Annotated in this window: 12 protein-coding genes; 3 read left to right on the top strand and 9 right to left on the bottom strand. The window is 45.5% G+C overall.

The window, feature by feature from the left end; all coding sequences use genetic code 11:
- The 5 genes from mtnA to argJ all read right to left on the bottom strand — a co-directional run bounded on the left by mtnA (nucleotide 1) and on the right by argJ (nucleotide 5,056).
- A complete protein-coding gene (mtnA, locus tag H528_RS0106105) occupies nucleotides 1-1,032 on the bottom strand; it encodes an S-methyl-5-thioribose-1-phosphate isomerase (RefSeq protein WP_028845813.1) in 1,032 nt (343 codons plus the stop codon).
- A 39-nt stretch (nucleotides 1,033-1,071) separates the two neighbouring features.
- A complete protein-coding gene (gene gatB, locus H528_RS0106100; RefSeq protein ID WP_022853453.1) occupies nucleotides 1,072-2,499 on the bottom strand; it encodes an Asp-tRNA(Asn)/Glu-tRNA(Gln) amidotransferase subunit GatB in 1,428 nt (475 codons plus the stop codon).
- Nucleotides 2,500-2,648: 149 nt separating this feature from the next.
- A complete protein-coding gene (locus tag H528_RS0106090) occupies nucleotides 2,649-2,885 on the bottom strand; it encodes an HTH domain-containing protein (RefSeq protein WP_022853452.1) in 237 nt (78 codons plus the stop codon).
- Nucleotides 2,886-2,967: 82 nt separating this feature from the next.
- On the bottom strand, nucleotides 2,968-3,723 hold the full coding sequence (surE, locus tag H528_RS0106085) for a 5'/3'-nucleotidase SurE (protein ID WP_022853451.1): 756 nt from the start codon (nucleotides 3,721-3,723) through the stop codon (nucleotides 2,968-2,970).
- 157 nt (nucleotides 3,724-3,880) lie between these two features.
- Nucleotides 3,881-5,056 carry a bifunctional glutamate N-acetyltransferase/amino-acid acetyltransferase ArgJ gene (gene argJ / locus H528_RS0106075; RefSeq protein WP_022853449.1) on the bottom strand — a complete coding sequence of 392 codons (1,176 nt, stop codon included), beginning with the start codon at nucleotides 5,054-5,056 and terminating at the stop codon, nucleotides 3,881-3,883.
- Between the two features lie 230 nt (nucleotides 5,057-5,286).
- Between argJ and H528_RS12930 the strand changes: the two genes are divergently transcribed.
- From H528_RS12930 to H528_RS12925, 3 genes are read left to right on the top strand one after another with little or no spacing between them, the layout of a single operon-like run.
- Complete coding sequence (locus H528_RS12930; RefSeq protein WP_022853448.1) at nucleotides 5,287-5,562, top strand: hypothetical protein; 276 nt, start codon at nucleotides 5,287-5,289, stop codon at nucleotides 5,560-5,562.
- The gene (locus tag H528_RS0106065; protein WP_022853447.1) at nucleotides 5,562-7,250 is read left to right on the top strand and encodes an ABC-ATPase domain-containing protein; all 1,689 of its coding nucleotides are present in this window, start codon (nucleotides 5,562-5,564) and stop codon (nucleotides 7,248-7,250) included. The genes H528_RS12930 and H528_RS0106065 overlap by 1 nt, the downstream gene beginning before the upstream one ends.
- Nucleotides 7,243-9,264 carry a penicillin-binding protein 1A gene (locus H528_RS12925; RefSeq protein WP_022853446.1) on the top strand — a complete coding sequence of 674 codons (2,022 nt, stop codon included), beginning with the start codon at nucleotides 7,243-7,245 and terminating at the stop codon, nucleotides 9,262-9,264. The genes H528_RS0106065 and H528_RS12925 overlap by 8 nt, the downstream gene beginning before the upstream one ends.
- Here H528_RS12925 and H528_RS12920 read toward each other — a convergent pair.
- From H528_RS12920 to H528_RS0106040, 4 genes are all read right to left on the bottom strand, one after another.
- On the bottom strand, nucleotides 9,230-9,949 hold the full coding sequence (locus H528_RS12920; RefSeq protein ID WP_022853445.1) for a CBS and ACT domain-containing protein: 720 nt from the start codon (nucleotides 9,947-9,949) through the stop codon (nucleotides 9,230-9,232). The two genes, H528_RS12925 and H528_RS12920, sit on opposite strands and share 35 nt — an antisense overlap.
- Nucleotides 9,950-10,017: 68 nt before the next feature.
- Complete coding sequence (locus H528_RS0106050; RefSeq protein WP_022853444.1) at nucleotides 10,018-10,767, bottom strand: TlyA family RNA methyltransferase; 750 nt, start codon at nucleotides 10,765-10,767, stop codon at nucleotides 10,018-10,020.
- Between the two features lie 3 nt (nucleotides 10,768-10,770).
- Nucleotides 10,771-12,474 (bottom strand): proline--tRNA ligase, encoded by a 1,704-nt coding sequence (locus H528_RS0106045; protein WP_022853443.1) that lies wholly within the window; start codon nucleotides 12,472-12,474, stop codon nucleotides 10,771-10,773.
- A 476-nt stretch (nucleotides 12,475-12,950) separates the two neighbouring features.
- The coding region (locus H528_RS0106040; protein WP_022853442.1) for a PD-(D/E)XK nuclease domain-containing protein at nucleotides 12,951-13,538 on the bottom strand (588 nt) is incomplete at its 5' end.

Below are 13,538 nucleotides of genomic sequence, written 5' to 3'. Positions count from 1 at the left end.
TTATGCCTCCACCGCTTTGGCAAGATTTTCTTCATAAGGCGCTTTCACCACTTGCCTTTCGGTTATGATGGCAGAGATATATGAGTTTGGTGTCACGTCAAAAGCAGGATTTAGGGCCGAGACCCCACGCGGGGCAATGCGTTTTTTAACACAACAGAGCACTTCTTTTTCATCACGCCATTCAATGGGAATGTCTTTGCCGGTAGAGGTAGCAAGGTCTATCGTGGAACAAGGAGCGGCCACGTAAAACGGCACCTGGTTTTCACGCGCAAGTACGGCTAGGGAATAAGTGCCGATTTTATTGGCTACGTCGCCATTTGCTGCGATGCGGTCTGCACCAACCACTATGGCCTGGACCTTTCCCTGGGCCATGAGGCTTCCTGCCGCCCCATCAGGGCTTATCTTTACAGGGATGCCGACTTTTTTTAGCTCCCAGGCCGTAAGCCGCGCTCCCTGAAGCCAAGGCCTGGTCTCGTCTGCAATGACTTCTATTTCTTTGCCAGCCTCAAAAGCCGCCCTGATTACCCCAATGGCTGTGCCGTAGCCTCCTGTTGCCAGGGCTCCAGCATTGCAATGGGTAAGAACGGAAGCCTTGGCAGGAATGAGTTTTGCGCCTAAGCGGCCCATGGCTTTGTTGGCTTCGATATCTTCTTCCCAGATTTTTAAAGCTTCCTGGCGCAGACGAGAAACTATATCGTCAACAGATAAATCTTCGCTTTGGGCTACTTTTATAAGCCTATCAACCGCCCAGGCAAGGTTTACGGCTGTGGGGCGGGCACTTTTAAGGCTTTCGCCAATACGTTTTAGTTTGGCAAGAAAGTCCTTTTTGCTGCGGGCTTTGATGCGTTCTGCCCCTAAAACCAGCCCGATGGCAGCGGTAATCCCTATGGCAGGGGCCCCGCGTACTACCATTTTTTTAATGGCTTGCTTCACCTGGGCTGGGGTTTTAAAGCGCAGGTATTTCTCTTTCCAGGGTAAAAGCCGCTGGTCAAGCAAGAGAAGGCCCTTTTGATCCCAAAGGATAGGCCTGATGACGTCCAAGTTTGAAGGCAAAAACTCCACAGTCCCTCCTTAGGCTTCAAGCAGTTCTGTAAGGATTTTATTGACAAGCTTGGGATTGGCCTTGCCTCTGGTTTCACGCATCACCTGGCCTACGAAAAAGCCAATGACATTCTTTTTGCCCTGGCGGTATTTTTCCACCTCTTTGGGATGGGCTTCGACGATCTTCTGGCAGATAGCCCGCAAGGCATCTTCGTCGTTTTCCTGTTTAAGGCCTTTTTCTTCGACGATTTCTTTGGGTGAACGACCCTGATAGACCTCTGGGAAGATCTGTTTGGCAATAGTTGAGCTGATAACGCCTTCATCAAGGAGTTTAAGCAACTCAACAAAATGCTCAGGGGTAAGCTTTGTTTCGTGGATTTCTTTTCCTTCTTTATTGAGCTCACGAAGGACTTCGGTCATTATCCAGTTGCTAACAAGTTTGGGCTTGGGAAAATTTTTGCAACAAGCTTCAAAAAATTCCGCAAGCTTACGAGAAGAGGTTATTATCTCTGCATCATAAGCAGGAAGGCCAAATTCCTCCATAAAGCGCTTTTTCTTAGCATCGGGTAACTCTGGAAGGGTGTCGGCGATTTCCCTTATCCAATGTTCAGAAATTTCAACAGGGACAAGATCCGGATCTGGGAAATAGCGGTAATCATGGGCTTCTTCTTTGCCGCGCATAGACTGGGTAACCCCGCGGGCAACGTCAAAAAGCCGCGTTTCCTGGATTACCTCTTTTCCGTCTAAGATGAGGGCGATTTGCCGTTTTATTTCGTATTCAAGGGCTTTTTGTACGTGTTTAAATGAGTTCATGTTTTTCAGTTCTACTTTGGTGCCGAACTTTTCACTTCCCCGCGGACGCACAGAAATGTTGGCATCGCAACGAAGGCTGCCTTCTTCCATATTACCGTCGCATATTTCTAGGTAGCGAAGGATAGAACGAAGCTTTTTAAGGTAAGCAACAGCCTCTTCAGGGGAACGCATATCCGGTTCGCTTACAATTTCAAGAAGGGGGACCCCGGTGCGGTTTAAGTCAACGTATGATACAGGACGTGCTTCGTCGTGGATGAGTTTTCCAGCGTCCTCTTCCATGTGTATGCGCACCAGGCCTACTTTTTTCTTCTGGCCATCGACTTCTATTTCAATATAGCCACCTTCTGCTAAAGGGAGTTCGTACTGCGAGATTTGATAACCTTTGGGTAGGTCTGGATAAAAGTAGTTTTTTCGTGCAAAGACAGAAACAGGGTTTATACGAGCATTGGTAGCTAAGGCGAGTTTGATGGCGAATTCCACGACCCTTTTGTTGAGCACCGGAAGGCTTCCTGGCATGCCACAACAAACCGGACACACATGAGAATTGGGGGCAGCGCCAAATTCCGTGGAACAAGAACAAAAAATTTTGCTTTTGGTGAGAAGCTGGGCGTGTACTTCCAGCCCAATGACTGCTTCAAAGTCCATAACTTCCTCCTTGTTAAAGGATAACAAGAGCTTATCTCTTGGAGATTAATTGTCAACGAGAAAGATGGGAAGGAAGTTTGACAAAATAAAGAAGGGTGCCCGCAGGCACCCTGAAATAAAACAGTGGGGAATGGTGTCTTTAGAAAGACTTAAAGTTTGCCTTGTTCTTTTAATTCTTTGACAAAGGCATCAATAGGATTTTCTCTTTTTCCAACTTTCTTTGGAATTGGTACTCCGCGTTTGCGCAATTCAGTGACGATTTTCATTACTTGGAACTTGCTGATACCGAGTTTTTCGGCAATTTCCGCTGCTGACATGTTAAGATAGTTTTCATAAACAAACTTAACATCTTCTTTGGTAACGGGTCTGCTGCGCTTTCTAGCCATGTTCTCCCTCCCTTAAAATTTTTTCTTTTATTAAGGCTAACTATTTGTATGTTGTCAAGACTTTTTTGCTAAAATCTTCTTTTTAGAATTCAATATTCCATGATTTAATTTTAGCTAAAATTTCAAAAGACGTGAGATTATGATAAAGAGGTGTAATGGTAATAAAGCCTTCTTTTAAGGCAACTACGTCAGTGTCGGGATCTTCTTCGATGAATTTTTCACTGCACTGCCAATAATAAATATTTCCATGAGGGTCAATTCTTTTTTCGAATTTTTCAATAAGAGGTTTTGTGCTTTGGCGCACGCATTTTATGCCTTTAATTTGATGGGCAGGAATAGCGGGAATATTTACGTTTAAACATATATTTTTGGGGAATTCATTTTTAGCCAGAAATTCAATTAAGCAACTGGTAAAATAAGCGGCAAAACAATAATCTGGCTCTAGATATTCGTTTAAAGAAACAGCTATGCTAGGATATCCAAGAATTGCTCCTTCTGTGGCAGCAGAGACCGTTCCCGAATAAAGAACATTTATTCCCACGTTTGCACCTCTGTTGATTCCAGATAAAACTAGATCAACTTTCCCGTTTACTATTTCGTATAATGCCAGTTTTACACAATCAGCAGGAGTGCCACTTACAGCGTATCCAAAAAATATGTTGTTTCTTTTTATTTTCCTAACCCGCAAAGGATCGGCGATAGTGATAGCATGTCCTACTGCGCTTCTTTCTGCTTCCGGGGCTACAATAATAACCTGATGCTCACCACACAGGGCATCATGAAGGGCACACAGTCCCTCTGCAAAAATGCCATCATCGTTAGTTAGTAATATCCTCATCTAAAAGTCATCTCCTTTGCTCAGAAAATGGATTAGACATGCTTTTCGATGAGGACAATAATCTTTGGGATGTGGACAGCCCTTTTTAAGAGGACGATATTCTCCGTCCTTGGCACAATATCCTTTTTCTTCTTGATCGCTTTTGTTTTTTTGGGATTTATGTTCTGTATTCGGCATTTATTTTCACGTAATCATAGCTTAAGTCACATGTTAGATATTCCGCAGAAGCATTACCTTCTTTGAGGTCAATTGTCAAAGTAAATTCGTTTTTTGTCATTTCCTGATGAGCTAACTTTTCTTGTTCTTTCCCCTGTCCTAATCCATTGGCAACTATTTTTATTTGGTTAATGTAAATGTCAGTTTTTTCAGGGTTAAAGCTTACTCCTGCTCGCCCCATGGCTGCTAAGAATCGCCCCCAATTAGGATCTTCTCCGAAGAAAGCAGTTTTTGACAACAAAGAATTGGCAATAGTTTTAGCAATTATAAGAGCTTTTTCTTCATTGTCAGCATTGATCACCTTTATTTGTACTAATTTTGTGGCCCCTTCGCCATCTTTTACGATAAATTTAGCAAGTTCATAGCATATCTCATAACAGGCCTGGTCAAATAATTTTTGGTCTTCTTGGGTATCTATTTTCCCAGAAATAGCATTAGCCATCATGTAAACCGTATCGTTAGTGCTGGTATCTCCATCTACTGAGATTCTATTGAAAGTAAGAGCGACGTTTTTTTTGAGCGTTTCTTTTAGAAAAACAGGAGAAAGCTCGGCGTCAGTTAAGATAAAGGCAAGCATGGTGGCCATATTGGGGCAAATCATGCCTGCCCCCTTAGCGATTCCTAAGATAGTTATTTCTCCTGAGGGAATGTTTATCTTACGGCTAGCTATTTTGGGAAAGGCATCTGTTGTCATAATAGCCCGAGCAAATTGTTCCACACCATCGGTAGAGAGATTTGCACAAAGGTTTGGCAAGGAATTTATGATTTTGTCTTTTGGGAGTCTTTCTCCAATAACCCCTGTGGAAGCAGGGAGAATATTTGTCAGGTTGCAGCCCAAATTTTTGGCCAGGGCCTCTAAAATTTCTTGCGCGTCTTTAAGCCCCGCTTCTCCGGTGCACGCGTTTGCACAGCCGCTATTTACCAGGATAGCTTTGATTCCCTCGGTCTTGCTCAAAATTTCTTTTCCGAGCAGCACCGGGGCGGCTTTTACCAAATTTTGGGTAAAAACTCCGGCTGCCAGGGCTTTTGCTTCGGTATAAATCAGTCCAAGATCAAGGCCTTCTTTTTTTATGCCGCTGGCACAGGCGGCAAATTGAAACCCTCGGGGAACAAACATTTTTTCCTCCTTCTTTTTTGCTATTTCATGGAGCGTTTTACCAACAAAGCGGCAGCTCGAGAAGGCCTATTACCTTTTCCTTCGCTATGCCTTTGCTCACCCTTCGCTGGTCAGAGACTTTCCCTGCGACGCTTTTTTCATATTTTCGGTGTGAGCAATCACAAATGACGGTTGATATGCTCTTAGCAATATCTTGTTTAGTTTGATTTTTAGCCTAAAATGTAGCGAACATGGCGCGTATTGCTATAGAAAAAGCCCTTTGGTGGTCTCTTGAACAAAGCAAGCGCTTAAAACAAGGAGAATGTCTGGATCTTCTTTGTAAGAAACGCAATCGTCTTTTGCGTGTAAAAAAGATAGCTTCAGGGTTTGCCATAGAAGAACGAGGCTTTTTCAAGGAAGACCACCAGGCAGAAAGTTTAAAAGAGCTTCAAAAGATTCTTGAAAGGCTTATTGCGCGGGAGTTTCCTCGCAGCCACATGTTATGGGCTCATAAGCGGCGGTTTTGATGGATAGCAAAGACCTACTTAACAAATTAAAAAAACTAGAAGGTAAAAGTTACGGAGCGTATAAAGAGCTCAAGGGCACTTACCAGTTCTCTGAATTCTTGCTTTGTATAGATAAGGTGCAATCAGATCCCTTTGCTCCTCCAAGCCTTATGCGCGTCAAAATCCCATCTGCCTCAGCGGGTTATCCTGCCCATTTTTATAGTAACGATTCCCGACGCCTTGGGCTGGAAAACTTTTTAGCCAAGTGCGCTAAAGATCTCAGCAAGGGGCTTTCCCGCAAAATAGGCACCGGGAAAGGGGGCTTAATCAAAGTGCACGGCCCAGGGCAAGAAATTTTGCCGCGCACCGGGGTAGAGGTCTTTCCTGATGGAAGTGTTGAGTTGCGTTTTTTTGTGGGGCTTCCTGCAGCAGGACGTCGCATCCTGGCTAAAGAAGCCCAAAAAATCCTATTTGATTCCTTACCCCAGCTTGCCAAGGGGCTTTTTTTTCAAAATGTAGCCAAGGACTTGCTACAGAAATACGTAGAAACAAACGAAGACGCTGATTTTTTGCGCAAAAAGTTAAACGAGCTTGGGTTAGTGGCTTTTGTAGCTGATGGAAGTATCTTGCCAAGGGCCTCTGGCGTTGATCCCAGGCCTGCTAAAAACGCTATCCCTTTTGTCGCCCCGGAAACCCTTGCCCTTGAGCTTGAACTCCCTAATCAGGGGAAGATTAGAGGCCTGGCCATAAGGCCAGGTGTTACGTTGATTGCAGGAGGTGGCTTTCACGGAAAATCCACCCTTTTGCGTGCCATTGAGCAGGGCATTTATAACCATGTGCCAGGTGACGGACGAGAATTTGTGGTGACTATCACAGAGGCAATTAAAATAAGGGCGGAGGATGGCCGCAAAATTACCGGAGTGAACATCTCTCCTTTTATTAATAATCTTCCCTTTGGCCAGGATACGCATGCCTTTACTACAGACTGTGCGTCAGGCTCTACCAGCCAGGCGGCCAATATCATGGAAGCCTTAGAAATCGGGTCAAAGCTTTTGCTAATAGACGAAGACACATCCGCTACCAACTTTATGATTCGTGATATGCGCATGCAGGCGTTGGTTTCTAAAGAAAAGGAACCCATAACGCCTTTTCTTGATAGGGTCAGGGAGATTTATGAAATTTTCGGTATTTCGAGTATCCTGGTTGTAGGCGGCTGTGGTGACTATCTTGACGTGGCTGATACCGTAATTGTGATGGAAGAATATCTACCCAAAGATGCTACCCTTGAGGCCAAAAAAATTGTTCAAGAATTTCCTTTGAGGCGCAGAAAAGAAGCTGCTTTCCCTTTTGTTTTGCCCAGGCCCCGATCTTTTAGGGAAGATAGCTTCCCTCGAGTCCCAAAACCCCCAAAGCCCAAAGGCAGACATATTATCGTCTGGGGTAAGGAACTAATAGATCTTCAGGCGGTGGAACAATTAGTTTCTGAGGACCAAACACGTGCTATAGCACTTGCTCTTCCCCTGCTTGCCCAGCATCTTAAAAAGGGCCTTTCTTTGCCAGAGGCTCTTGATGTTTTACAACAAGACCTCAAGGAAAAAGGGCTTTTAATGTTGAGCAGTCTTCCCAGGGGAGATTTGGCAGGGTTTAGGGCCTTTGAATTGGCCGCAGCCCTTAATCGTTTGCGGACCTTAAAGGTGAGAAATGCCTAGACGCCGCAAAAAGGCTCCCAGAAAGCTTTCCCATTTTCATCTGGCGGTGCTTTTCTTTTCAGCAGCCGCCTTCGCTTTAATCTTTGTTCTTTTAGTGGTTTATTTTTACCTTTCGCTTGGGCTTCCTAGCATTTCAAAGCTTATCAATTATGAGCCTCCTGCGGCAACGGTAGTTCTTGACCATCGCGGCGAGACTTTGGCTTATTGGTACAAAGAGCGCAGGTTTCCCGTTCCTCTTTCTCAGGTGCCCCCCTATTTGATTCAGGCCTTTGTCTCTGCGGAAGATGCCAGGTTCTATGAGCACAAAGGACTTGACTTCCTGAGTATTTTAAGGGCGGCCCTAAGGGATATTAAGGCCCGTCGTATTGTTCAAGGGGGAAGTACAATTACCCAACAGGTAGCCCGTGCCCTGCTCCTTTCAAATGAAAGAACTCTAAAACGCAAGCTCAAAGAAGCTATCTTGGCCTGGCAAATTGATGCGGCCCTTACCAAAGACGAAATTCTCACTATTTATCTAAATCAAATTTATCTGGGGGCGGGGGCTTACGGAGTAGAAGCTGCAGCAAGGACGTATTTTAACAAGCACGTATGGGAACTAACCCTTCCTGAGGCAGCTCTCATCGCGGGCCTAACTCCTGCACCCAGTAAATATAACCCTTTACGGAATCCAAAGCTTGCTCTTAAACGCAGGGCCTACGTGTTGCGTCGCATGGCAGAAGAGGGCTATATCAGCTGGGAAACAGCAGAAAAGGCCATGAAAGCCCCTCTTAAACTCAACCCTGGAGATTTTTCCCCTAAAAAAGAAGCGCTTTATTTTCTATCGGTCTTGCGCCAAAGGCTTGAGAGAAAATTTGGCCCAGAGCTTTATACCGGTGGTTATACTATTTACGCCTCATTAGATCTTCTCTGGCAACAGGAAGTTGAAAAACGCTTGCAAGAGCACCTGAAAATCATTGCCAAGCGGAACAAGCGTAAAGATATCCCTGAGGGGGCAGTTATTTGTCTTGACAACCAAAGCGGGGCGGTTCGTGTGCTGGTGGGAGGAAGGGACTTTCGCAACACACAATTTAACCGTGCCATCCAGGCGAGGCGTCAGCCGGGTTCAGCTTTTAAGCCCATTATTTGGGCTACTGTCCTTGAGAAGGGCTTTGCCAACGTAGCGAGTCAGGTGGTGGATGAGCCTATTGTTTTGCCCGGGGCCAAAGCAGGTTCTTTCTGGCAGCCTAAGAATTTTGACAAAGGCTACCTGGGCCCTATCAGCTTGCGTACTGCTCTGGTGCATTCGCGCAATACCGTGGCAGTTAAGCTTGCCTATGCCACGGGACTCCCTGATCTCATTACCACCGCGCAGATGCTGGGCATAAAAAGTCCGCTTGCGCGTAATTATTCTCTAGCCCTTGGAAGCTCTGGTATTTCACTTTTGGAGTTAACCAGGGCCTATACTGTTTTTATCAACCAGGGTGTGCTGAAAGACACCCGGTGGGTGGAAAGTATTTTTGATCGCCACGGCAAGGCTATCCCCCTTGAAACTAAAAGCAAGCAGGTTATTTCCCCTGAAACCGCTTATTTTATGAGTTTTCTTTTGCACGAAGTGGTAAGAGACGGCACAGGACGGTGTGCTAAAGCCTTGGGTGTTTGGGCAGGAGGAAAAACAGGTACCACGGATAATTATAAAGATGCCTGGTTCATTGGTTTTACTAAAGAAATTACCTGCGGGGTATGGATAGGTTACGATAAGGTCGTTTCTTTAGGGAGACTTGAGACCGGAGGCCGAGCAGCCTGCCCCATGTGGGTTAAGGCCATGGAAAGCAGGCCAGAAAGTTATTTAGACGAAGCGCCTTCTCCTCCTGAAGACATTGTATTCCTTGAGATTCAAGATTTTGATCCTCTTAGAGGCAGAGAAACAATTCTTATGCCTTTTAGGGAAAAAGATGTCCCAGAACTAAAAAATAGCCTTCCGCGCCAGGGTATTCAGAGATTTATAAGAGAGCTTCTTTCGCCTCTTGGATTTTAGAAGTCTGCTTTTTACGAGGAATCTTAGAGAGATCGTCTCGAATCCAGTAAAGCACGTTGTATTTCTTTTTGAGATGATCAACCATTTCTTTGAACTTGTCTTCAGGCATATCCATAACGCGAAAATATACACGACGCCTTTCAAGTTCTAGGCCTTCATAAGAAGTTAGCACCGTAACAATGCGAGCGCCGTGTCTGCGGATTTCTTGGGCGATTTCGGAGATAAGCCCTGGCTGGGCCTTGAGAAGAAAAGCAATCTGATAAGGACCATAGTAAATTCCGGTGATGTGGATAAGGACTTTGAATACGTCTGTTTGGGTGATGATGCCGATTACGTGGTTTTCTTCGTCAACCACAGGGAGACCTGAAATGCGATTTTCAAGCATGACCACCGCGGCAAATTCTACGGTAACATCAGGGGTTATGGTGATAGGGTCAGGGGTCATGACGTCTTTTACCCTGATTTCAGAAAGAAGATAGTAGAGCTCATGAACATCTAGGGCCGTGGCTTTTGATGGGGTTGCCTCTCTGATATCACGGTCAGTGATAATCCCTACCAGTTTGCCGTCTTTCACCACCGGTATGCGGCGCATGTTGTGTTCTTTCATTATCTGAACTGCTTTCATAATGGAAGCATTTTCATCGAGTACGATAGGGTCTTCAGTCATCCATTCTTTGACAAGCATAAAAGCCCCCTCTTTTCTCAAATTTGGCCATTTATACCATTATCGTGTAAATAAGCAAACACTTAAACTTAATAGGGCTTCTTTTTTAGAAGAATCAAAAATTCTTTATTTCCTGCCGGGCCAAGGATTGGACTTTCAGTTATTCCCTCTGTTTTGAGATTAAGTTCTTTTTCGGAAAAAGTTTTTATTTTCTCAATAACTTCTTGGTGGAGTTTTGGATCCTTTACTACACCACCTTTGCCGACTTTTCCTTTTCCAACTTCAAACTGAGGCTTAATGAGGGCGATGATGAGACCTTCTGGTTTTAGAATTTTTACGGCCGCAGGTAAAATTTTGGTAAGAGAAATGAAAGAGCAATCAATGGTAACAAGGCCAACCTTTTCGGGAAGGCTTTCTTCAGTAAGATAGCGAGCATTGATTCCTTCGAGCACCACCACCCGCGGGTCGTTCCGTAGTTTGTAATGCAACTGTCCCTTACCTACATCAATGGCATAGACTTTGGCAGCGCCTTCTTGTAAAAGACAGTCTGTAAAGCCACCGGTAGAGGCCCCTATATCAGCGCAAACAAGCCCAGCTACATCAATGCCGAAATGCTTAAGGGCATGGGCAAGTTTAAGCCCCCCGCGAGAAACAAAAGGAAGCCCCTTGCCTTTAATCTCAATTTGGGCGTCAAAGGGGATTTTCTGGCCGGCTTTTTCAATTCTTTTTCCATTAACGTAGACTTCCCCAGCCATTATTAAGGCTTGTGCCTTTTCCCTTGTTTCGCAAAGCCCTTTTTGCACCAAAAGTTTATCAAGGCGTTCTTTAGTTTGTGCCAATTTTTATCCCTTTACCTTCTCGCTTAAAAAATTGACAGCTTCTTCAGGGGTAAAGGAGTGTTCCTCATCGCCGCGTCTTGATTTCAGTTCCACCTTTCCTTCTTTCTGAAACTTTTTGCCAATGACGATTTTATAGGGAATCCCTATTAAATCGGCATCTTTAAATTTGACCCCGGGGCGCTCGTCTCTTTCATCCCAGAGCACTTCTACCTGCTTTTCCTGAAGTGCTTGGTAAATATTTTCAGAAGCTTCCATAAGCTTGGTATCTTTGGGGCTCAAGGTTAGCAGGATGGCGTGAAACGGGGCCAAAGGCATAGGCCAGATGATGCCATTTTCGTCGTGATTTTGTTCAATGGCAGCGGCCATGGTCCTGGAAACTCCTATGCCGTAGCAGCCCATCACAAACGGACGCTCTTTACCCTCGGCATCAAGAAAGGTAGCCCCCATGGCTTCGCTATAAGTGGTGCCTAACTTGAAAACATGGCCAACTTCGATCCCTTTGGTGAGTTCAAGGGGGCTGCTGCATCTTGGGCAAAGATCGCCTTCGGTTACGTTACGCAGGTCATAAAAAGCTTCAATGTCAAAATCACGGGGGTAGTTTGCGTTAACGTAATGGGCGTCGCTTTCATTTGCGCCAACCACAAAGTTTTTAAGACCTTTTACCGCGTTATCTGCGATGATTGTAAGGCCTGAAAGCCCTATAGGGCCAGCAAAACCCACCGGGGCGCTAGTAAGCTTTGCTACGGTTGCGGCATCTGCCATGACGATACTTTCCGCACCAAGGGCGCGTTTTAGTTTTACTTCGTTTAATTCGTGATCTCCCCTGATGAGTATGGCATAAGGTTTTCCGTCTATCAGGTAAATGAGAGTCTTTACCAGTTTGGCAGGAGACACACCCAGAAACCTGGCTACGTCTTCAACGCGTTTAACATCAGGGGTGGAAACCTTCTCAAGGGGTTTTTCTTCTTCGTCAGCATACTGGAAGTCTCTCACAGCTTCTGCCATTTCTAAGTTTGCGGCGTATCCGCAAGAAGGGCAACTGGCAATGGTATCCTCACCGGTCTCAGCAAGCACCATAAATTCATGGGATTCTTTTCCGCCAATGGCCCCTGTGTCTGCAAGAACTGCTTTGAAGCGCAAGCCGCAGCGGGTAAAAATGCGTTCGTATGTTTCGTACATAAGCTGATAGCTCTTATCAAGGCCTTTTTCATCGGCATCAAAACTGTAGGCATCTTTCATGATAAATTCGCGGCCCCGCATAAGGCCAAATCGCGGTCTGATCTCATCGCGGAACTTGGTGGCAATCTGATAGAGAATAAGGGGAAGCTGGCGGTAGGAGCGAATTTCGCCTCGTACAAGATCTGTGATTACTTCTTCGTGGGTGGGGCCCAGGCAAAAATCGTGGTCTTTGCGGTCTTTGAAACGCAAAAGTTCTTTGCCAAACTTGTCCCAGCGTCCGGTTTCCTGCCAGAGTTCCGCTGGTTGTACCAAAGGCATGAGTACTTCCAGGGCCCCGGCACGATTCATTTCTTCACGCACAATTTGTTCGACCTTTCTTAAAGTGCGCAGCCCAAGGGGTAAAAAAGTATATATGCCAGAGGCAACACGGCGGATCATCCCTGCGCGGAGCATCAACTTATGGCTTATGACCTCGGCTTCTTTAGGGTCTTCCCTTAATGTGGGCAAGAAGTAGCGGCTAAGGCGCATAAAAAAACCTCCTCATTAGATGTCTTTTCAAGCTTAAACATTTTCGTGTGACCTTTGCAATATTGCGGAAGATCAGTGTTGTAAGCTGACTACACGGGATCCGTTCCCATTTTGCCGAACGAAAAATAGGAACGTTTGCTGAAACGGGACTTAAAAAAGTTTTGCAAAGGTCTTTCATTCAATATTAAAGCGTTCTTCGTAGAATAGAAGCAAAAAACCGATGATATTTTGAACAGTATCTTGCGAGGCGACTTGGACGCCCGTGCGATATCAACTACACCGTCATCACGAAGCTATCGCACGCCGAAGTGATCTCATTGGATTGTTTCGCTTCGCTAGCAAGACCGTAAAAGAGGTGTTAGCTCGCAATTGCTGACAAAAATGGTGCTTTTCGATATCCATTCCATCCAAACCTCTAGAACTTAACGATCACAGATTGCCCTTCGCCCATCGCGATTGGATCCGCCGTGGCAATCTCAGGAAATTTCTTCCACTTCAAAAGAAACGATGTTCCGCTCACGCTTGCTGAACTCAACCCCGATGAGCCAGATCTTTTTGCACTCGCCCTTATACTTCTCCCAGTAACGCTTCTCTTTTAGCTGCAAAAGCGCCTTGCCCTCGGGTTCATCTTCTACCACCTTGAATTCAAAGAGATAACACCTGCCCTCGAAAAGCACCGCCATGTCCAGGCGGCCCTGGTTAGTAGCCTCTTCCACCCGCACGTCCAGACCAAGCGCCGCAAAATAGCAGTAAAAAATGCTCGCGTAAAAGCCCTCATAGCCCGCAAGCTCTGTCTTTCGATACCAATCGTGGGGTATGGAAGCAAAAAACGCGCGAAATACCTCCATCATCTCAGAAACTCTTCCTGCCTTGAGAACCCGTGCCATACGTATCTTGTTTGCTGTTTTCTTTGAAAGGTCCTCCAGAAAGTAATTCAAAAGGTGGTCAGAGAAGGCCTTTCTCACTTCGATATTTGGGAAGCGTAAGACGTAAACTGCCTCACCTGGCATGATTTCGTATCTTTTTTCTATGGTGAGATAACCCGTCTGAAAAAGAATCGTCTC

Origin of the sequence: Thermodesulfatator atlanticus DSM 21156, assembly GCF_000421585.1 — a bacterium.
Lineage (GTDB): Bacteria > Desulfobacterota > Thermodesulfobacteria > Thermodesulfobacteriales > Thermodesulfatatoraceae > Thermodesulfatator > Thermodesulfatator atlanticus.
This window is presented reverse-complemented; position numbering and strand designations above follow the sequence as displayed.